The following is a 21377-nucleotide window of genomic DNA, read 5'->3' as shown; positions in this document are numbered from 1 at the left end:
ATAAAAAGTGTAGTTGATTGTTTTACAATTAACTACACTTTTATTTATATTATAAGTTTCTGTTATCTTTTAGCATAACATCATGAGCTCCACCTTCAACTATACTAGTAGAAGATACAAGTGTTAGCTTAGCATTTTTTTGAAGTTCAGGAATACTAAGAGCACCACAGTTGCACATAGTAGAACGAACTTTACTTAGAGAAAGTGTCACATTGTCTTTTAAAGAACCAGCATAAGGAACATAAGAGTCAACACCTTCTTCAAAAGAAAGTTTCTTATCTCCACCAAGGTCATATCTTTGCCAGTTTCTAGCACGTGCAGAACCTTCTCCCCAATATTCTTTCATGTAACTACCATTTATATTAACCTTATTAGTTGGACTCTCATCAAAACGAGAGAAATATCTACCAAGCATTATAAAATCAGCACCCATAGCTAAAGCTAAAGTTATATGATGGTCATAAACAATACCACCATCAGAACAAATTGGAATGTAAATACCTGTTTTTTCAAAGTATTCATCTCTAGCTTGAGCAACTTCAATTATAGAAGTAGCTTGTCCGCGTCCTATACCTTTTTGCTCACGAGTGATACATATAGAACCACCACCAATACCAACTTTAACAAAGTCAGCACCAGCTTCAGCAAGGTAAAGGAATCCTTCACGGTCAACTACATTCCCAGCTCCAACCTTAACTGTATCACCGTATTTTTCACGAATAAAATCAAGAGTTATCTTTTGCCACTCAGAAAAACCTTCTGAAGAGTCTATACATAAAACATCAGCACCAGCTTCAACTAAAGCAGGAACACGCTCAGCAAAGTCTCTAGTATTGATACCAGCTCCAACTACATATCTTTTAGAAGAATCTAAAAGTTCAAGTGGATTTTCTTTATGAGAAGAGTAATCTTTACGGAACACCATATATACAAGATTACCATTATCATCAAGTACAGGAAGAGAATTAAGCTTATGGTCCCATATAATATTGTTTGCTTCTTTTAAAGTAACATCTTTGTTAGCATAAACTATGGATGACATAGGAGTCATAAATTCACTAACTTTAGTATCTAAATCCATACGACTTATACGATAATCACGACTCGCAACAATACCTAATAATTTACCAGTTGAAGTACCATCTTCAGTAACAGCAACCGTAGAATGTCCAGTTTTTTCTTTTAGTTCAAGTATGTCTTTTAATGTATTGTCAGGTTTAATATTTGAATCACTCACAACAAATCCAGCCTTATGAGATTTAACACGTGCTACCATAGCAGCTTCACTTTCAATAGTTTGAGAACCATATATAAATGAGATACCGCCTTCTTTAGCAAGCGCAATAGCCATCTTGTCATCAGAAACAGATTGCATAATAGCAGAAGTTAAAGGTATATTCATATGAATATCTGCTTCCTCGCCCTTTTTAAATTTAGTAACAGGTGTTTTTAAACTTACATTAGCAGGTATACAATCAATAGAAGAGAAACCTGGTACAAGTAGGTACTCACTGAAAGTATGCGATGGTGTATCAAAATAAAACGCCATTTTTTAATCACTCCTTAATATTTTTATACTTTATTATAATTGATAGTATTAATTATAACTTATTCTTTAATTTTATTAAAGTATTTTGTCAGATATTGAGATTTTTGAAAAATTTAAACTATTTTAACTGAATTTGTTTAATATATGTTGCTTTACACAATCAAACTGTATATTAAATAAGGTTTTATTTAATGTAGTAGCTAATTTGAAGTTAATTCTTAGTATATAATCTCTTGCATTATGTTTATATACTCCTGTTACTAATATTGGGTATAGAGCATTTTTTATTGAAAGTATAAATTAATTAAATCTATATTAGTATGTCCAAAAGTATCCCTAAAAAATTTATTTCGTAAAATTCTTAATCACTTTTGTATAAGGTTTTATGATATTCATCAAATACACAAGTACTTTATAAATATAGTATTATTTATAAAGATTGATATTCTAAAATACTACATAAATAAAATTAAACAAAAACTAAAATGAAAAATGTCATTATCGTAAGTGACATAGAAACGATTTCTTAAAGTTGTTACTATAAAATATAAACTCTATAATAAAAGTATAACAAAAGGGAATCATATCGATATAGAATATAATTCAAATGGAGGTAAAATTATGAGCAGTTCTAATCAATCGACAATAAAGACATCTATACAGCGAGTAGGTAAATTTTTAAGTGGTATGGTAATGCCAAATATAGGAGCTTTTATAGCATGGGGTCTTATAACAGCATTATTTATACCAACAGGATGGATGCCAAATGAAAAATTAAGCACTATAGGCGATCCAATGATAAAATATCTTTTACCACTGTTGATAGCATATACTGGTGGTAAAGCTATAGCAGGACAAAGAGGGGGAGTAATAGGTGCAGCAGCAGCTATGGGAGTAATCGTTGGAGCTGATATACCAATGTTTATTGGTGCAATGATAATGGGCCCATTTGCAGGATGGGTAATCAAGAAGTTTGATAAACTTGTAGATGGAAAAATACCAACAGGATTTGAAATGTTAGTAAATAACTTTTCAATAGGTATAATAGGTATGCTTCTTGCAATATTAGGTTTTTATGCAATTGGACCAGCTATAGTAGCAGGTACAGCTCTTATAGAATCAGGAGTGCAATTTATAGTTAGTAAAAGTTTATTACCTTTAGTCTCAGTATTTATAGAACCTGGAAAGGTACTGTTCTTAAACAATGCAATAAACCATGGTATATTAGGTCCTATAGGTATAGCTGAAGCAAAAGAAGCAGGTAAATCTATAATGTTCTTATTAGAAAGTAACCCTGGACCAGGATTAGGTGTTCTATTAGCATATTGGATGTTTAGTAGAGGAAGTGTAAAACAATCAGCCCCAGGAGCAGTAATAATACATTTCCTTGGTGGTATCCATGAAATTTACTTCCCATATATATTAATGAATCCAGTTTTAATATTAGCTACAATGGCAGGTGGAGCAGCAGGAATATTAACTTTTTCAATATTAGGAGCTGGACTTGTAGCAGCACCATCACCAGGAAGTATATTTGCACTTATGGCACTAGCACCAAAAGGAGGATTACTTCCAGTATTAGCAGGGGTTGCAGTTGCGACAGCTGTATCATTCTTAGTGGCAGCACCATTTGTTAAGAGAGCTTCAGCAAATCAAAGTGAAGAAGATGGTACTTTAGAAGAAGCTAAAGCAAAGATGAGTGATATGAAATCTGCAAGCAAAAGTTCGGATAAAAAAGTTGAAGAAAAGCAACTTGAATTAAATGAAATTAAGAAGATTGTATTTGCATGTGATGCAGGAATGGGTTCTAGTGCAATGGGAGCTTCTAGATTTAAAAATAGAATAAAAAACTTAAATTTAGATATAGAAATTACAAACTCATCTGTTGATAATCTTCCAGATGATACACAAATAGTAGTAACTCACAATACATTAGTTGAAAGAGTTGCCAAAAATAATTCAAATGTTGAGATAGTCTCAATAAATAACTTTTTAAATGACCCAAATTTAGATATACTGTTTAAAAGATTAGAATCTAAATAAAAAATAAAAAGTACCACTGATTAGGAGTGGATAAATTTGAAAAAAAAGAAGATTACATCTAGACAAAAAAAGATAATACTCATGATAGTAGAAAATTCTAAAAAGAATATTCCAATAACCATTTCTGAGATTGCAGGAGAGTTAGAGCTAAGCTCAAGAACTGTACTTAGAGATATGTCAGGAATTGAAAAATGGTTTGATGAAAATGATTTTAATTTTGTAAAAAAACCAGGTGTAGGTTTGATTTTAGAAGAAAATATAGAAAATCAAAATTTTATCATTGAGTTGTTAGAAGAAGAAAAAATAGAAAAAGAATACAGTAAAGAAGAAAGAAATTTAATTATATTATCAAAGCTACTAGTTTCTAATGAGCCAGTAAAATCTTATTACTTTGCAAAAATATTAAAGGTATCTGAAGGGGTACTAAACAATGATTTTACATTAGCAAGTGAATGGTTAGAAAGATTTGATATTGAGCTTATTAGAAAACCAGGGCTTGGTGTGTATCTCAAAGGTCAGGAAAAAAACTTTAGAGAAGCATATGTAAACCTTATATATGACTCATTTAATGAAAAAGAAATATTGGACATGGTTAGAAATATAAGTGAGAATATACAAACTGATAAAGCAATAGAAATTTTAAGTGAAAATAGACTTTTAAATTTAATGGACAAGTGCATAATAAGAAAAGTTGAAAGTACATTAACAAAGAAGCTTTCTGAATTAGATGTAAATTTAGCTGATAGTGCATATATAGGTCTTGTAGTTCATATTTCACTAGCTTTACAGAGGATAAAAAATGGTGAGAATATAACCATGGAGAAAAATTTTCTAAAGGAATTATCTTTAACCGAAGAGTTTAAATTAGCGCAAGAAATCGTAAAAGGTATAGCAGTTGATTTTAGTATGGATATACCATTAGATGAAGTTGGATATATAACTATGCATATTAGAGGTGCAAAGCAAAGGTCATCTTCAAGTCATAAAGAGTTAAACTTAGATGATATAGAAGTGATGGACATTACAAATAAAATGATAGATTTAGCAGAAGATGAATTTAAGATAAGTCTTAAAAATGATGAAAGATTATTTAAAGACCTAGCAAACCACCTGGGACCTTCTATAAACAGATTGAATATGGGATTAGAAATAAGAAATCCTCTTTTAGATGAAATAAAAACTAAGTATTCATATGCTTATAATGGAGTTGAAAAAATTTCTAAAATCATAAAAGATAAGCTAAATATAAATTTAATACCTGAATCTGAAATAGGATATATTGCAATGCATTTTGCATCAGCCATAGAAAAAAATCTAATGATGTATACTAATCTGAATATTGTTGTAGCATGTCCAACTGGAATAGGTACTTCAAGGTTTTTATCGACTAAAATTGAAAATAAATTTCCCAATCTAAATATACTTGAAACTATTTCAGCTATAAACATAGATGAAGAATATTTAAAAGAAAAAGAAGTCGATTTAATTGTATCTACAGTGGAACTAAATACAAACTTAGATTATATATGTGTAGGTCCATTTATGAGTTCAGATGATGAGTTGATAATCAAAGAAAAAATAAAGTCTATAGCTCAAAACAAATTAATGGATTTAAAAGTAAAAGATGATACTAAAAATAAAAATAAAGTATATGAACAGATAACAGAAAGCATGAACATAGGAAGAGATATTCTTAAGTTTTTAGATGAAATTCAATTTAAAAAATTTAAAAGTAAAAACTTAGATGAACTTATTATGGATTCATCAAAAATATTTGTAGAATCTAGTGAAGATGTAATATCTATAAAAGAATCCTTAGAAGAAAGATTAAAAATATCAATTCCATATATAGAAGAATCAAGGATTTTATTATTACATTGTATGAGTGAAAGAATAGATATTATGAAGTTAGCAATAATAAGATTAGAAAATAACATAAAACTAAATTCCAAGGAAGAAATTGAAAATGTGGTTTTTATGTTACTTCCTAAAAATTCACCAAGTTATCAAAGACAAATAATGAGTGAAATAAGTGGCTCATTAATAGATAATTTTGTTTTTACTAATAAAATAAACAAATTTTCTATACAAGAGATAATATTAGAAATAAAAGGTATAGTTTTTAATTTTTATACAAATAAATTAAAAACATTAATAGATAAATAAAATTTACATTAAAAAAGGAAGGTTGATATTATGAGTAAAGTATTAAATGAGAATAATATATTTTTAGGATTAGATAGTGTTTCAAAGGAAGAAGCTATAACTTTAGCAGGAAGAAAATTATTTGAAAATGGATATGTAAAAGAAGAATATATACCAGCAATGTTGGAGAGAGAAAAGGTAATGACTACATATATGGGAATGGGTGTTGCTATTCCACATGGTGTAAATGAAGCGAAAAAAGAAATATTATCTTCTGGAATAGTGATACTACAATTCCCTAATGGTATAGACTTTGATGGAGAAAAGGCATATTTATTAATAGGAATAGCTGGTGTTGGAGATGAGCATTTAGAGATACTATCTAATATAGCAATAGTTTTAGATGATGATTTAACAGAGAGACTAAAAAATTCAAATGACAAACAAGCTTTTATGGAAGCTTTTGCCAACTAATCTTAGGAGGAACTTAAAATGAAAAAGGCAATCCAATTTGGAGCAGGAAATATTGGGAGAGGATTTATTGGAGGTTTGTTAGTTAAGTCAGGTTATCATGTTGTATTTGCTGATGTTAATGAAGAAATATTAAATTCAATAAATAAAGATAAAAAATATACTATACACATAAGAGATGTAGAATGTGTAGATGAAGTAATTGACAATATAAGTGCAGTTTCATCTATAAAAGAAGAAATAATAGACGAGATTGTAGAAGCTGAAATAATAACCACAGCAGTTGGTCCTTTAGTTTTAACTAAAATAGCACCTACAATTGCTAGAGGTATAAAAACTAGAAAAGAAAAAGGATTAACAAATAATTTAAATATAATAGCTTGTGAAAATGCGATATATGCAAGTTCTTCTTTAAAAGAGGAAATACTTAAGTGTCTAAATAAAGAAGAAGCAGACTATTTAGAGAAATATATTGGTTTCCCTAACTGTTCAGTTGATAGAATAGTTCCTCCTGGTAAAAATGAGAATCCTCTTGATGTAACCGTTGAAAATTTTTATGAGTGGAATGTTGAAAAGCAAGGATTTAAAGGAGAAATACCTAATATAGTTGGAATGAATTTAGCTGATAACCTTATGGCTTATATAGAACGTAAGTTGTTTACACTAAATACAGGCCATGCTATAACTGCTTATATAGGGTACTTAAAAGGATACAAAACAATAGAAGAAAGTATAAATGATGAATATATTTGTAATATAGTGAAAAATGCAATGACAGAAAGTGGAGAAGGATTAATCAAAAAATATAATTTTGATTCAGAAGCACATTATAAATATATTGATAAGATTTTAAACAGATTTAAAAATCCATATCTTAATGATGATGTAGTCAGAGTTGGAAGAGAGCCGCTTAGAAAATTAAGCGATAAAGACAGATTGATTAAGCCTCTAATGACAGCAAAATCATATGGTTTAACAGTTGATAATTTAATTCTTGGAATAGGTGCAGCACTTCATTATAATAATAGTGAAGATGCTCAAAGTGTAGAATTGCAAGAACTAATAAAGTCTAATGGAGTAAAAAAAGCTATTTCTAAAATAGCTAATATAAGCAATGATGAAGTACTTCTAGATAATATAGAAAAAAGTTATATCTTTATGGAAAATCTATAAGTTTACTTAAAAAGGTTGGATTTTGTCAAGTAACTAATGAATGTTTTATTCTACACAGTTTGAATTATTTGTTGAATAATAGAGAATTATAATATATAATTAAAAAGAATAAATTAATATGTTTACCTGTATACTTTTGATAATATGGTTCAAATGTTTCTACTAAGCTACCAATAATAGCTTAACTACAGGAGTGAAGATGATATAGTTTATACTTATTTTAAATTATATATTAAGTTGGTTACTTTGAATTTTAAGCTCCTGTCTATGATATAGACAGGAGCTTTTTTAGTATTCTAAGATAAAATACAAGCAATGTAGATAGTAAAATTAAAGAGAATATAATTTTTTTTATTAAGATTAATATAATTTAGAAAGGTTTAGGTGGGAGTACAATGAAGGCTTTAGAGGAAAAGATATTAAGAGAAGGTAGTGTTTCAGGAAATGATATACTAAAAGTCGATAGTTTTTTAAATCATCAAATTGATGTAGCTTTTTTAAATGAAATAGGAAGAGAGTTTAAAGAAAGATTTAGTGGAGAAAAAGTGGATAAAATATTTACAATAGAGGCTTCGGGGATAGCTATAGCATCAATTGTTTCACAATACTTTGATAATGCGCCTGTAGTTTTTGCAAAAAAATCAGAATCTAAAAATTTAGATAAAGATGTGTATGAAACTAATGTATATTCATTTACTAAGGCAAAAGAATATGCAGTAAAAGTTTCTAAAAAGTACATAAACGAAGGTGAAAACATATTGATAGTAGATGATTTTTTAGCTAATGGAAGGGCAGCTCTTGGGCTTAAAGATTTAATTGAGCAAGCAAATGCAAACTTAGTTGGAGTAGGGATTGTTATTGAAAAAGGATTCCAAGCTGGAGGAGCACTTTTAAAGGCCAATGATGTAAGATTAGAATCTTTAGCAGTAGTTGAATCTATAGATAATGGAACTGTAAAATTTAGATAATTTATGATATTATATACTTGTGTTTAGCACATATTCTAATTATGGAGGATTTTTTAAATGAGATTTTTTATAGACACAGCTAATATTGAAGAAATAAAAGAAGCAAATGATTTAGGTGTAATATGTGGAGTGACTACAAATCCATCTCTAATAGCTAAAGAAGGTAGAGATTTTATAGAAGTAGTTAAAGAAATTAGTGAGATAGTAGATGGGCCGATAAGTGCAGAAGTAATAAGTTTAGAGCACAAGGGTATGATAGAAGAAGCAGAAAAATTATCTAAGATACATAAAAATATAGTTATAAAAATACCTATGACAGCAGAAGGTTTAAAGGCAGTAAAAGTATTATCTAGTAAAGGTATAAAAACTAATGTTACACTTATATTCTCTGCTGGACAAGCTCTTTTAGCTGCTAGAGCTGGAGCTACATATGTAAGTCCTTTTGTTGGAAGATTAGATGATATATCACAAAATGGTCTTGATTTAATTGAAGAAATTGTTGATATATTTAGTGTAAATAGTATTGAGGCTCAAATAATAGTTGCTAGTGTTAGAAATCCAATACATGTTTTACAAGCTGCTAGAATGGGAGCAGATATAGCAACAGTTCCTCTTAAAGTTATAAACCAAATGATTAAGCATCCTTTGACAGACAAAGGAATAGATAGCTTTATGAAGGATTGGGAAGGTGCTTCTTTAAAATTATAATTATAGAAATATGATTATAAGTATAAGAGAAGTTCTTATGGAAATTCTAAGCAATAAGGCTAGGCTATTTTGCCTAGTCTTATTTTGGTGTATAATATATTGAAATAAACTAAAATTTAAAGTAAGGAGGCGAAATATGGATAAAATATTAAGAGAGATACAAAGAGAAGACAAGAAAAATCCATACACTGACCAAGAACTTGCTGAAATATTAAATGTAGCTAGGTCTGAAGTAATAGCAGTTAGAAAAAAAAATAATATTTTAGATTCAAGAGAAAGAAGAAAACAAATCTTAATAAAAGATATATCTAAGATTGTAAATGAGAATCCACAAATGTCTGAAAGAAAAATAACTGAAATTTTAACCGAAAATGGCTATAATATATCAAGAAGTGCAGTATCAAAATTACTAAAAGAAGAAAATTTAAGCCAACCGAAAGCTGAAATAAAAGATAAAGAACTAGTATCCTCTGGAAAGCATGTAAAAGTTAGTAAGGCTGTAGAAGAGGATGGATTTGAAGAATTAATAGGTATAAAAGGCAGTTTGAAAGAGAAAGTAAACCTAGCTAAATCAGCAATCATGTATCCTCCTAATGGTCTTCATACTATAATATATGGGGAAACAGGTGTAGGTAAGAGTGAATTAGCCACATGTATGTACAAATATGCTGTGAAAAATAATATCAAAGAAGAAAATAGTCCATTCATAGTATTTAACTGTGCAGATTATGCAGAAAATCCTAACCTATTGATAGCTCAGCTGTTTGGAGTGGTAAAAGGTGCATACACAGGAGCAGATGCAAATAGAGAGGGTCTTGTAGAGCAAGCAAATAATGGAATTTTGTTTTTGGATGAAATTCATAGATTACCTGCTGCTGGTCAAGAGATATTATTTTCTTTAATAGATAGAGGTGAATTTAGGAGATTAGGAGAGAGTAGTTCTAATAGAAAGGCAAATGTTCTCATAATAAGTGCTACAACAGAAAATCCAGATTCTAATTTACTTCAAACATTTAGAAGACGTATACCAATGGTAATAAATTTACCTAATATGAGTGAAAGACCGAAATCTGAAAGATATGAAATAATAATAAAATTCTTTGAAAGAGAAGCAAAAAGAGTAAATAAAAACTTTATAATAACTAAAGAAGTGATGTGTGCACTTATGAATTATAAATGTACTGGGAATATAGGGCAGTTAAAGAGTGATATACAAGTAACTTGTGCTAGAGCTTTTAGTAAGGCAATATTTTCTAGTGACAAGGTAATTATAGATTTAGATAGCTTAAGAGATTATATAAAAAGTGGATATTATGATTGTAATTGTGAAGATGAAAAGTATTCTGAGTTTTCAGTTGAAGATATATATATAGATATTAGTGAGTTAGTAAGTGGAAAAAATAGAATTTTGTCTGATAATGAGATAAGTGAAATATACAATTATGCAGAAAAAGAATTGAAGGTTCTAGAAAGTAAGTGTTTTTCAGAAGAAGAATTAAAAAATGCATTTATAGAAAAATTAGATAATAAATTTAATGCTATTAAAAACAATAAAAACTTGTCTGATAGAAGAAGTCGAATAGATTGGGGAGGACAGTTAAAAGAATACACACTAGAGATAATGGACAAAGTAATTGTATTTATTAAAGAGCAATTTAAACATGTAAATCAAGGGTTGTATTTAGCTTTAGCGATTCATATTGAGCATGCTATAGATAGAATAAAAGATGGAAAAACTATAATAAATCCAAGTTTGGATAAGATAAAAGCATCAATGCCAATGGAATATGAATTATCCAGATATGTAATGGGAATAGTGGAAGATTTAACACAAGTTACATTCCCAGAGGATGAACTTGGATATTTAGCATATTATATAAATAAATTTTGTTACAATGAAGAAAGTATAAAAGATAAAGTAAAAGTAGTTATAGTTACACATGGTAAGGTTGGAATTGAAATGTCTAATGTTGTAAATCATATCCTTGGTATAGAATGTACATTGGGTATAGAAATAGCACTTACAGATTCACCATCAGAAGGAATAGAACATGTATTAGAAGAACTTAAAAAGATAGAAGCACAAAAAGGAATTTTAGTTCTAATTGATATGGGTTCTTTAGTAATCCTTGGTGATGAGGTTGAAAAAAGACTTGGTATTAGATGCAAGACTGTAAATAGGGTGGATACATTATTAGCAATGGAAGCAGGAAAATTGGCTACAATTGAAGGAAAAAGTTTAGATGGTATAATAGCGGATTTAAAGAAAAATAAAAATTATGCTATGGTAAACACAAATAAATTTAGTTATAGAAAAAATGAATATGGAAAGAAAAATGTAATTATTACATTATGTTTAAGTGGGGTAGGCACAGCTTTAAACTTAAAGGAACATATAGAAAAGCAAATTGAGGAATACGATGCTTCAATTGAAGTAAAGCCAATTGCTTTTTTAAATAATAATTTAGAAGATGAGTTAAATGACATTGAAGCTGAATATAATATTATTGCTATTTGTGGCACAATTGATATAGATTATAAAAATGTACCTTTTATTTCTTATAATGAGGTACTTGGAAAAAATGGAATTAACAAGGTATTAGAACATTTAAATAATAAACAACCATCTTTGAGTAGCGATAATCAATTGAATAATTTAATACATGAAGATTTGATTTTATATGATTTTGAAGGAATCTCAAAGGAGTATATAATCGATACTCTTGTATCAAAGCTTGAAGAAGGTGGGTATGTAGACTCAAAATATATATTAAGTGTGTATAAAAGAGAGGCTATGGGAAGTGTTGTAATGGCTTCAAAAGTTGCTGTACCACATGGACTTCCAGAAAATGTTATAAAGCCAGCAATAGCTATAGCAAGATTAAATAAGCCCATAGTATGGGACAATAAATTTATGGTAGATTTAGTGGTACTACTGGCACTTAAAGAAAATAATAAGAAAGAAATACGAAGCTTATTTTCAAAGATTAATGACCAACATACTTTAGAAGTTTTATTAAATACTGAAGATAAAAACGAAATAAAAAAGATATTAAGTTAACTAAGTATAGAAAAGATAGACACAAAAAATTTGCTTTAGTATAAAATTTAAAATTATTTAATTGCTAAGTAGTTAATTACTTGATATAAGGCTAATTCTATGAAATTGATTTATATGATTTTATAGGATTAGCCTTCTTTATTGATAAATAGAATATATAAACTATTTTAAAACTAAAATATAGAAGATATAATAAGGATAAGTTATTATGTTAAAAAATTACAGAGTGGTCATCATAATTATTTAGAAAATAATTTCATACAAGAAGATGATAAAAAGCCTGTTTTCTAAGGGAAGAATCTCAAGACAAGTACATTTCAAGTAAAGGTTGATGAAAGTGGAACATATAAAATTACTGCTACAGGGAAGAAAACTAAAGGAAGTGTGAGTTTTATAAAAAATACTGATTGATGAAAAATGAATAATCCTGCAGGTAAACATGGACATTTTCATTGTTATTGCAGGATTTATTGTATATTTTAGAGATTTATATTTTCTAAATATGTGCTACTTGATTTTATAACATCTATACATGCTTTCACCACTTTTGAATGAAAACTTAAAATAAACTTTATCATTAGAAAAATCTTTTTCCATAGCCACTAAGTCTTGTTCTTCTCCAGCCTTTCCACCAGTTCCAACTAAAAACACATCTTTTTCACTATCTATTTCTTGAACTGACCCCATATATTTGTAGTAGTCATTTATGTTATATGAGTGATATTCAGTAACTTTTTTATTTTCTTCATCTAATTTTATTTTAATAACTCTTGTAGATTTATTTTTTACACCATTATCATATAAAGTTATATATCCATCATCTGTAATTCTAGCATTATGTTGTCTTGAGAACTTTTGATTATCTGTTAAATCAAACTCATCACCCAATCCTCCTAAAGTCCAAATAATTTCTCCTGTTTTTCTATCTAATTTAATAACTTCATCTAAATTTCTAAATGAGCAGATTAGATTTCCGTCTTTTGGGTCGATAGTCATAGAATTAAAATGTACATAGTCTAAGGATGTATCACTTTTTTCGCTAAAATTATTTTGTTCAGCACTTTCTTCATATAGCTTTTCATAATCAATACTTTCCCACTGCCATACAACTTTCCCATCCTTTATTTCTTGTAATACACTATTTACTACATAAGGAGAATTTCCTTTACTCAATTTTGAAGGAATATTTGTCGCCTTAGTCTTTTGATAACTAGAAACAATATAGTGATTATCATCTATGTATATAAAGTCATGGTTTTCTAACTCAGTACCAGATTCTATGTTTTTACTTTTCTCCATAGTAATTTTATTTATTTCATTATAATTTTCATCTAATATTACAAGATATGATGGTGAGTATCCAACAGAACTTATTCGCTTTGTTGAGTCTTTATCTTGAAGTAAATATCCATATCTAATTTTACCATCATCTGTAGTTATTTTTTTAAAATCAAAAGGATTTGATTCGACTTCCTTGTAAAAAATTATATTTCCTTGGTTATTTAATTTAAATACAAAATTATGTTCTTCATTGTGTGTAGTAAGATAATAATCACCATCATAAGGGCTATTTGCAGTAACAGTATACTTTGGAAAATCTTTTGAAAGAGAGTTTATATAATAATTTCTATATGAGTTTTCACCATTATATATTACAGATATTTTTATTTTAGAAGAGCTATTGATTTCTTTTAACTTAAAAGTAGATTTATTATTTACATTAATTTCTTTATCATCTATTTTGACACTGTTTACATTTTTAGGATTTTTTATTGTTATACTATTTTGATTTGTTGAATTAAGTTGTTTTACGTTTTGACTATTAAAAATCCCTTCCTTAGATAGTGTTACATCATAACCATTTATAGTTATATTAAGTGTTTTTTTCGAATTACTTTGAGATGCAAAGACTTGTTTTACGAAAATACCAGAAACAAATAGAATACTACATAAAAATACTATCTTTAATAAATTTTTTCTTTTCATTCTTAATCCCCTTTTCATATTAAGTTTTTTATATTTTCATATTGATTTTATTATATAAATAAAAACATACTATGAATTTAATTATGCGTAACGTGAATTTTGCTAGACAATTACATGAAAATTTATTCACACTAAAATAACTAAACAACAAATATGAAAATTAATGCTATTTAGATTGAATTATTTTATAAAATAACTAACAAACAGAAAAAACCACCCATAAAAAATAAAAAAACCATTTCTGTAACAAAAAAAACCACGAAAATATAAAAATATATGGATAGTTAAGTGCTTAACAAGTAAAAATTAAAATAAAAATTAAAAAAAATTTATCTATGAAAGTCGGCTAAAATCCTACAATTGAACATTATTTCGAGGAAAATGTTTTCTTTTATTTCACAAAAAAAGCCACTTTTTGGCACGGTATATGCTTTATATAAAGGCAAGAAAAACAAGATATGAGATAAGAGCAATTAGGAGGTGCAAATATGGAGTTTATAAATTTTGTAAGTGATAAAGTTATAAACCTTAAAATGGATTGTAAAACAAAAGAAGATTTCTTTAAGGAAATACATAATAAAGTTTTTGAATTAGGCTTTGTAAAAGAAGAATTTGGAGAAAAAATACTAGGAAGAGAAAATGTATTTCCAACAGGCTTAAACTTAGGTGATTATGGAGTAGCAATACCACATACAGATGCAGAATATATTAAAGAACAATTTATAGCAGTCTGTACTTTTAATGAACCAGTAGTATTTAGTTCTATGGAAGACCAAGATGAAAAAGTATCTGTAAATTTGGCTTTCGTTTTGGGGCTTAATCAACCACACAGTCAATTATCTGTATTAACAGAATTGATGGGGATTATGCAAAATAAAGAATTAGTTGAGAAGCTAATAGATTCTACTGACAAAGAAGAAGTTTTAAAGACAATAAAGTCTTTATAAAAAATAAAATAATAAAAAGTACTAACAATAAAAATAAGACAATAAAAATTATTAGGAGGAAATAAAAATGAAAAAAATATTAGTAGCATGTGGAGCAGGAATAGCAACATCAACAGTAGTTTGTGACAAGGTAGAAAGATTAGTTAAAGAAAATAATATACAAGCAGAAGTTATACAATGCAAAATAGCTGAATGTGCAACAAAGCAAGATGGAGCAGATTTAATAGTATCAACAACTATATTACCAACAACTTATAATATACCAGCAATAAAAGCAACAGCATATATAACTGGAGTAAATACAGCAGCATTAGATAAGAAAATATTAGATGCTTTAAAATAATCCTAGCATAAATAAATTGAAATCATATTTAAAAAACAGAAAAAGGAGGATTTATAAATGGATAAATTATTAGCAGTAGTACAGTATATTTTAAACATGGGACCAACAGTAATACTACCAATAACAATTGTAGTCTTAGGAATGATATTTAGAATTAAGTTTACAAAAGCTTTAAAATCAGGTCTTACAATTGGTATAGGGTTTGTGGGTATAAACTTAGTTGTAAACCTATTAACTTCAACACTAGGGCCAGCAGCTCAAGGAATGGTTGAGAGATTTGGACTTAATTTAACAGTAATAGATGTTGGTTGGCCAACAACAGCATCAGCAACATGGGCTTCACCAGTTGCACCAATATTAATACCAGTTTGTTTATTAGTAAACTTACTATTATTATACTTCAATAAAACAAAGATATTAAACGTTGATATATGGAATTATTGGCACTTTATAGTAGCAGGTGCAGTTGGATATATAGTAACAGGAAGTTATATCTGGGCTATATTCTGTGCGATATTAATGGAATTATTAGTACTATTTATTGCAGAAAAAACAGCCAAGAATGTTCAGGAGTTTTATGATTTGGAAGGTATAGCATTACCAACTGGTTCAACAGCTTCATTTGCTCCACTTGGATATTTAGTAGGTAAATTTGTTGAAAAAATACCAGGAATAAATAAAATACAAGCAGACCCAGATTCTATACAAAAAAAATTCGGTATATTTGGTGAACCAATGATGATGGGGATTATACTAGGGATAATACTTGGAGCGCTTGCTGGATACGATGTAGCAGGAATATTCAATGTAGGTATATCAATGGGTGCAGTAATGTTACTTATGCCTAGAATGGTTAGAATATTGATGGAAGGTTTAATTCCAATTTCAGAATCAATAAGAGATTTCTTACAAGCAAAATATGGAGATAGAGAACTTTATATAGGTCTAGATGCAGCAGTAGCAACTGGACATCCAGCAGTTATATCAACAGCTCTTATACTTGTTCCTATAACTTTATTCTTAGCAGTTATATTACCAGGAAATAAAGTTTTACCATTTGGTGACTTAGCAACAATACCATTCTATATGGCATTTATAGTATGTTTTAGAAAAGGTAATATAGTTCAATCAGTTATAACAGGAACTATAGTAATAGCTATATCACTTTATATGGCTACAAATTTTGCAGATGTTCATACGCAATTATTACAACAAGCAAATATGATGCCAGAAGGAACAACAATGGTTACAAGTATAGATACAGGTGGTAACTTACTAAAATGGGGAATACTGAAATTATCTCAATTAGTTTCTTCACTTGGAATATTCTAATATTTAGTTAATAGAGATTACTCTTTTTTAGTAAAGTATGCGAAAATTTAACATTTAGCAGCTACTAGAAAAGAGTAATATTTTTTATAAATTTTTAAAAAATACAAAATACAAAAGGAGGAGATTTATCGTGAAAGCAGCAGTATTACATGGCACAAATGATATGAGATTTGAAGATATAGAAATAAAACCATGTGAAAGTGATGAGGTAAAAATAAAAGTTATGGCAGCAGGAATATGTGGGTCAGATCCTCCAAGAGTATTAAAACATTGGAAATATCCAGTTCCAGCTATACCAGGGCATGAATTTTCTGGAGTAATTGCAGAAGTTGGTAAGGATGTAAAAAATGTAAAAGTTGGAGATAGAGTAGTTGCAATTCCTTTTATACCTTGCAATGAATGTGAATATTGTAAGAGAGGGTTATTTTCATTATGTGATGACCATGGTATGTTAGGAGCTAAAACTTTTGGAGCTTTTGCAGAATATGCAAACATAAAAGCTACAAATGTTTTACCAATAGGAGACATGGATTTTGAAGATGCTGCTATGATAGAACCACTTGCAGTTGCTATGCATGGAGTACTTAATATAGGTATCCAAGTTGGAGATACTGTAGCTGTAATGGGTAGTGGAACAATGGGTCAACTAGTAATACAAGGACTTAAGATAGCAGGAGCTGGAACAATTATAGCAGTTGATATATCTGATAATAAATTAAGAGAATCAAAAGAATTAGGTGCTGATATAATAATTAATGCTAAAGATGTAAATCCAGTAGAAAAAATAAAAGAACTTACTGGTGGAAAAGGTGTTGATATAGCACTTGAATGTGCAGGTTCTAAAATAACTCAGGAACAATGTTTACTTATAACTAAAAAGAAAAGTAAAATAGGATTTTTAGGAATAGCATATTCAGATATAACTTTATCTGAGGAAGCATTTGAAAATATATTTAGAAAAGAACTAGAGTTAAAAGGTTTCTGGAATTCTTATTCTGCACCATTCCCAGGACAAGAATGGACTAAAGGAATCACTTTAGTTAATGAAGGAAAAATAAAATTAAAAGAAATGGTATCTCATAGATTTTCACTTGAAGATACTTATAAAGCATTTGAAATGATAAGAGATAGAAAAGAAGAATTTAATAAGATATTAATTTTACCACAAGGGGTTGAAAAATAAATGAAGGCAGTAGTTAAAACTAAACCAGGTTATGATAATGTAGAAGTATTAGAGGTAGAAGAGCCAAAAGCTACAGGAGATAAAGTTAAAATAAAAGTAGAATACAGTGGTATATGTGGTTCAGATATACATTCATTTAAAGGTGAATATGCAAATATAAAAGCTCCAGTAACTTTAGGTCATGAATTTTCTGGAATTGTCGTAGAAATTGGTGAAGATGTTAAAAATATAAAAGTAGGAGATAGAGTTACATCAGAAACTACTTTTGCAACTTGTGAAAAATGTATATATTGTGCAACTAAAGACTACAATTTATGCCCAACTAGAAAAGGTATTGGTACTCAAGCAGATGGAAGTTTTGCTGAGTATGTATTATCAAGAGAGGAAAGCATACATGTACTTCCTGAAAATGTATCTTTATTATCAGCAGCTCTTACAGAGCCACTAGCTTGTTGTGTTCATGCAGCTCTTGAAAAAACTACTATAGAAAGTGATGATACAGTATTAATAATAGGACCAGGGCCAATAGGTTTATTATTAGCTCAAGTTGTTAAATCTCAAGGTGCTACAGTTATAATGTCTGGTGTTACAAAAGATAAAGAAAGATTAGAAATAGCTAAAAATCTTGGAGTAGATAGAACTGTAAACGTAATGGAAGAAAGTCTAGCAGATGTAGTAAATGAAATGACTGATGGAAATGGAGTAAATAAAGGATTTGATTGTTCTGGATTTATGCCAGCAGTTAATGAAGCTTTAAGATTACTTAGAAAGAAAGGAACTTTCGTACAAGTTGGAATATTTGCTAAAAAACTAAATGAAATGGATCAAGAAGCAATAATTCAAAGAGAGTTACAATATATTGGAAGTAGATCACAAAAACCAAGTTCTTGGATTATAGCATTAGATTTAATGGCTAGTGGAAAAGTAAATACAGAAGCATTAGTTACAAGAACTGTTGGTTTAGACGAATTTAAAGAGGGTATTACAGCTTTAATGAACGGAGAAGAAATAAAAGTTGCAGTAAAATCTTAAAAAAACATTTGTATTATTTTAAAAAAAATTGTAAAATCTACTGTAGGATAAAAAAATGTAAGGTCTTAAAAAATAACAGGAGGAAAAAAGTATGAGCACTCTTAGAGATCATTCTAATAATATTAGAAAAAACATAATAAAAATGGTTGCAGAAGCTAAAAGCGGGCATCCAGGTGGTTCATTATCAATAGCTGATATGTTAACAGTGTTATATTTTGATAAAATGAACATATGTGTAGAAAATCCAAAAATGGATGATAGAGATAGATTTGTTCTATCAAAAGGTCATGCAGCACCAGCTTTATATGCTACATTAGCAGAAAAAGGATTTTTCCCAGAAGAAGAATTATTGACACTTAGAAAATTTGGTTCTAAGTTACAAGGACATCCAGACATGAAAAAAGTAGCAGGAATAGATATGTCTACTGGTTCTCTTGGACAAGGTTTATCTGCTGCAAATGGTATGGCGCTAGCTGGTAAATTAGACAACAAAGACTACACAGTGTATACTATATTAGGTGATGGAGAAATCCAAGAAGGTCAAGTATGGGAAGCTGCAATGACAGCATCACATTATAAATTAGATAACTTAATTGCATTTGTTGACTTAAATGGATTACAAATAGATGGTTCTAATGAAGAAGTAATGAATGTTAGTCCAGTAGATGACAAATTTAAATCTTTTGGATGGAATGTAATAGTAATAAATGGACATTGTTTTGATGAAATAGGAAATGCAATAGATGAAGCTAAAAAAGTTACAGGAAAACCAACAGTAATAATAGCTAAGACTGTAAAAGGTAAAGGTGTTTCATTTATGGAAAACAATGCTGCATGGCATGGAACAGCTCCAAATGCAGAACAAGCAGAACAAGCATTGAAAGATTTAGAAGGAGGTCTATAGGAATGGGAATAGCAACTAGAGAAGCTTACGGACAAGTATTAAAAGAACTTGCAGAAAATAAAGATATAGTAGTATTGGATGCAGACTTAGGAAAAGCTACAAAAAGTATATCATTTAAAGAAGTTGCCCCAGATAGATTTTTTGATATGGGGATAGCAGAAGGTGACATGATTGGTACAGCAGCAGGTCTTGCTACTTGTGGAAAGATACCTTTTGCAAGTACTTTTGCAATATTTGCAGCAGGTAGAGGCTATGAGCAAATAAGAAACTCTGTAGCATATCCAAACTTAAATGTTAAAATAGCAGCTACTCATGCAGGAGTAACAGTAGGAGAAGATGGAGGAAGTCATCAAGCTATAGAAGATATATCTTTAATGAGAGGTATACCAAATATGGTTGTATTAAATCCAGCAGATGCTTTAGAAGCAAGACAAGCACTATTTGCATCTATTGATTATAATGGACCTGTATATATAAGATTAGGTAGAGCTGCAACTCCAGATGTAAACAGTGAAAACTATAAATTTGAAATAGGAAAAGGAACTGTTTTAAGAGAAGGCTCTGATATAACAGTAATAGCTACAGGAATAATGGTAGCAAAAGCATTAGAAGCAGCAGAAGAACTTGCTAAAGAAGGTGTAAATGTAGAAGTTGTTAATATATCTACAATAAAACCTTTAGATGAAACATTAATAAAAGAAAGTGCTAAGAAAACTGGAAAAGTAGTTACAGCAGAAGAGCACAGTATAATTGGTGGTTTAGGTTCAGCTGTATGTGAAGCTTTAGCAGAAACTAAAGATGTAGTAGTTAGAAGAATTGGTGTTAAGGATGTATTTGGTCAATCAGGTACACCAGCAGACTTATTAAAACATTACGGATTAACTACTGAAGATATAGTAAAAAATATAAAAGAATTATTATAGATGTAAATATCATTGAATAATAAATTGATTTGATATAAATCAATTAAAGCTGTCTTAAAAATAGAAAGAAATTTCTACAATGGGACAGCTTTATTTTTACGATAATTGTAAAATATTATATAAAAAGGGGTGCTTTTTAATGAAAATATCTATTGGGTGTGACCATGGTGGTTACGAGTTAAAGGAATTTATAAAAGAAAACTTAATTAATAAAGGTATAGAAGTTGAAGATGTAGGAACAAATTCAAAAGAAAGTGTAGATTTTCCAATATATGCAAAAAAAGTAAGTCAAAATGTTCAAAGTAAAAAATCAGATTTAGGTATACTTTGTTGTGGTACAGGAATAGGTATGTCTATTGCCGCAAATAAATTTAAAGGAATTAGAGCAGCAGTTGTGTCAGATTGTTTTTCAGCCCAAGCTACGAGAGAACACAATAATACAAATGTACTTTGTTTAGGGGAAAGAGTTATTGGAAAAGGATTAGCAATGAGAATTGTTGAAGAATGGTTAAATTCAAGTTATAATGGAGAAAGACATGCAAGAAGATTACAAATGATTGATGATATAGAAAATGAAAACTTATAAATAATGAAAATTTATGACTAAGG

17 protein-coding genes and 1 riboswitch are annotated in these 21377 nt (G+C 29.0%); of the genes, 15 read left to right on the top strand and 2 right to left on the bottom strand.

What is annotated here, in order from left to right; genetic code table 11:
* Positions 1–49: 49 nt before the first annotated feature.
* A complete protein-coding gene (locus KGF41_RS00655; RefSeq protein ID WP_227829241.1) occupies positions 50–1549 on the bottom strand; it encodes an IMP dehydrogenase in 1500 nt (499 codons plus the stop codon).
* A 621-nt stretch (positions 1550–2170) separates the two neighbouring features.
* Here KGF41_RS00655 and KGF41_RS00650 point away from each other — a divergent pair.
* From KGF41_RS00650 to KGF41_RS00620, 7 genes are all read left to right on the top strand, one after another.
* A complete protein-coding gene (locus KGF41_RS00650; RefSeq protein WP_227829240.1) occupies positions 2171–3592 on the top strand; it encodes a PTS mannitol transporter subunit IICBA in 1422 nt (473 codons plus the stop codon).
* Positions 3593–3628: 36 nt separating this feature from the next.
* Positions 3629–5758 (top strand): BglG family transcription antiterminator, encoded by a 2130-nt coding sequence (locus tag KGF41_RS00645; RefSeq protein WP_227850091.1) that lies wholly within the window; start codon positions 3629–3631, stop codon positions 5756–5758.
* 30 nt (positions 5759–5788) lie between these two features.
* Positions 5789–6211: a PTS sugar transporter subunit IIA gene (locus tag KGF41_RS00640; protein WP_227432702.1), complete on the top strand. Its 423-nt coding sequence runs from the start codon at positions 5789–5791 to the stop codon at positions 6209–6211.
* Positions 6212–6229: 18 nt separating this feature from the next.
* A complete protein-coding gene (locus tag KGF41_RS00635; protein ID WP_227829238.1) occupies positions 6230–7381 on the top strand; it encodes a mannitol-1-phosphate 5-dehydrogenase in 1152 nt (383 codons plus the stop codon).
* 106 nt (positions 7382–7487) lie between these two features.
* Positions 7488–7589, top strand: a riboswitch (purine riboswitch).
* Positions 7590–7776: 187 nt separating this feature from the next.
* On the top strand, positions 7777–8349 hold the full coding sequence (locus tag KGF41_RS00630) for a xanthine phosphoribosyltransferase (protein ID WP_227829237.1): 573 nt from the start codon (positions 7777–7779) through the stop codon (positions 8347–8349).
* Between the two features lie 57 nt (positions 8350–8406).
* Entirely contained in the window at positions 8407–9057 is a 651-nt protein-coding gene (gene fsa / locus KGF41_RS00625; RefSeq protein WP_003423115.1) for a fructose-6-phosphate aldolase, read from the top strand.
* A 136-nt stretch (positions 9058–9193) separates the two neighbouring features.
* The gene (locus KGF41_RS00620) at positions 9194–12118 is read left to right on the top strand and encodes a sigma 54-interacting transcriptional regulator (protein WP_227829236.1); all 2925 of its coding nucleotides are present in this window, start codon (positions 9194–9196) and stop codon (positions 12116–12118) included.
* A 507-nt stretch (positions 12119–12625) separates the two neighbouring features.
* Here KGF41_RS00620 and KGF41_RS00615 read toward each other — a convergent pair.
* Positions 12626–14104, bottom strand: coding sequence for an arylsulfotransferase family protein (locus tag KGF41_RS00615; protein ID WP_227856261.1), 1479 nt, complete (start codon positions 14102–14104; stop codon positions 12626–12628).
* Between the two features lie 488 nt (positions 14105–14592).
* Here KGF41_RS00615 and KGF41_RS00610 point away from each other — a divergent pair, with 488 nt between their 5' ends.
* The 8 genes from KGF41_RS00610 (at position 14593) to rpiB (ending at position 21354) form a co-directional block, all read left to right on the top strand.
* The gene (locus tag KGF41_RS00610; protein ID WP_227829234.1) at positions 14593–15051 is read left to right on the top strand and encodes a PTS sugar transporter subunit IIA; all 459 of its coding nucleotides are present in this window, start codon (positions 14593–14595) and stop codon (positions 15049–15051) included.
* A gap of 67 nt (positions 15052–15118) precedes the next feature.
* Positions 15119–15394 carry a PTS sugar transporter subunit IIB gene (locus KGF41_RS00605; protein ID WP_021385190.1) on the top strand — a complete coding sequence of 92 codons (276 nt, stop codon included), beginning with the start codon at positions 15119–15121 and terminating at the stop codon, positions 15392–15394.
* A 57-nt stretch (positions 15395–15451) separates the two neighbouring features.
* Positions 15452–16726 carry a PTS galactitol transporter subunit IIC gene (locus KGF41_RS00600; protein WP_227482790.1) on the top strand — a complete coding sequence of 425 codons (1275 nt, stop codon included), beginning with the start codon at positions 15452–15454 and terminating at the stop codon, positions 16724–16726.
* 130 nt (positions 16727–16856) lie between these two features.
* Positions 16857–17909 (top strand): galactitol-1-phosphate 5-dehydrogenase, encoded by a 1053-nt coding sequence (locus KGF41_RS00595; protein WP_227432710.1) that lies wholly within the window; start codon positions 16857–16859, stop codon positions 17907–17909.
* A complete protein-coding gene (locus KGF41_RS00590; protein ID WP_227432711.1) occupies positions 17910–18941 on the top strand; it encodes a zinc-binding dehydrogenase in 1032 nt (343 codons plus the stop codon).
* Positions 18942–19032: 91 nt separating this feature from the next.
* On the top strand, positions 19033–19845 hold the full coding sequence (locus KGF41_RS00585; protein ID WP_227829233.1) for a transketolase: 813 nt from the start codon (positions 19033–19035) through the stop codon (positions 19843–19845).
* 2 nt (positions 19846–19847) lie between these two features.
* Complete coding sequence (locus tag KGF41_RS00580; RefSeq protein ID WP_227829232.1) at positions 19848–20768, top strand: transketolase family protein; 921 nt, start codon at positions 19848–19850, stop codon at positions 20766–20768.
* 139 nt (positions 20769–20907) lie between these two features.
* Positions 20908–21354: a ribose 5-phosphate isomerase B gene (gene rpiB / locus KGF41_RS00575; protein WP_227829231.1), complete on the top strand. Its 447-nt coding sequence runs from the start codon at positions 20908–20910 to the stop codon at positions 21352–21354.
* Positions 21355–21377 lie beyond the last annotated feature (23 nt).

This window comes from Clostridioides sp. ZZV14-6150, assembly GCF_020657875.1.
In the GTDB taxonomy this organism is placed as follows: Bacteria; Bacillota; Clostridia; order Peptostreptococcales; family Peptostreptococcaceae; genus Clostridioides.
Note: the sequence above shows the minus strand (reverse complement) of the source record. Positions and strands in the feature narration are given on the sequence as shown.

Bases quoted from the DNA above. Each gene is read 5' to 3' on its own strand.
- KGF41_RS00655 (WP_227829241.1), bottom strand. From the start codon at position 1,549: ATGGCGTTTTATTTTGATACACCATCGCATACTTTCAGTGAGTACCTA.
- KGF41_RS00650 (WP_227829240.1), top strand. From the start codon at position 2,171: ATGAGCAGTTCTAATCAATCGACAATAAAGACATCTATACAGCGAGTA.
- KGF41_RS00640 (WP_227432702.1), top strand. From the start codon at position 5,789: ATGAGTAAAGTATTAAATGAGAATAATATATTTTTAGGATTAGATAGT.
- KGF41_RS00635 (WP_227829238.1), top strand. From the start codon at position 6,230: ATGAAAAAGGCAATCCAATTTGGAGCAGGAAATATTGGGAGAGGATTT.
- KGF41_RS00630 (WP_227829237.1), top strand. From the start codon at position 7,777: ATGAAGGCTTTAGAGGAAAAGATATTAAGAGAAGGTAGTGTTTCAGGA.
- fsa (WP_003423115.1), top strand. From the start codon at position 8,407: ATGAGATTTTTTATAGACACAGCTAATATTGAAGAAATAAAAGAAGCA.
- KGF41_RS00620 (WP_227829236.1), top strand. From the start codon at position 9,194: ATGGATAAAATATTAAGAGAGATACAAAGAGAAGACAAGAAAAATCCA.
- KGF41_RS00615 (WP_227856261.1), bottom strand. From the start codon at position 14,104: ATGAAAAGAAAAAATTTATTAAAGATAGTATTTTTATGTAGTATTCTA.
- KGF41_RS00610 (WP_227829234.1), top strand. From the start codon at position 14,593: ATGGAGTTTATAAATTTTGTAAGTGATAAAGTTATAAACCTTAAAATG.
- KGF41_RS00605 (WP_021385190.1), top strand. From the start codon at position 15,119: ATGAAAAAAATATTAGTAGCATGTGGAGCAGGAATAGCAACATCAACA.
- KGF41_RS00600 (WP_227482790.1), top strand. From the start codon at position 15,452: ATGGATAAATTATTAGCAGTAGTACAGTATATTTTAAACATGGGACCA.
- KGF41_RS00590 (WP_227432711.1), top strand. From the start codon at position 17,910: ATGAAGGCAGTAGTTAAAACTAAACCAGGTTATGATAATGTAGAAGTA.
- KGF41_RS00585 (WP_227829233.1), top strand. From the start codon at position 19,033: ATGAGCACTCTTAGAGATCATTCTAATAATATTAGAAAAAACATAATA.
- KGF41_RS00580 (WP_227829232.1), top strand. From the start codon at position 19,848: ATGGGAATAGCAACTAGAGAAGCTTACGGACAAGTATTAAAAGAACTT.
- rpiB (WP_227829231.1), top strand. From the start codon at position 20,908: ATGAAAATATCTATTGGGTGTGACCATGGTGGTTACGAGTTAAAGGAA.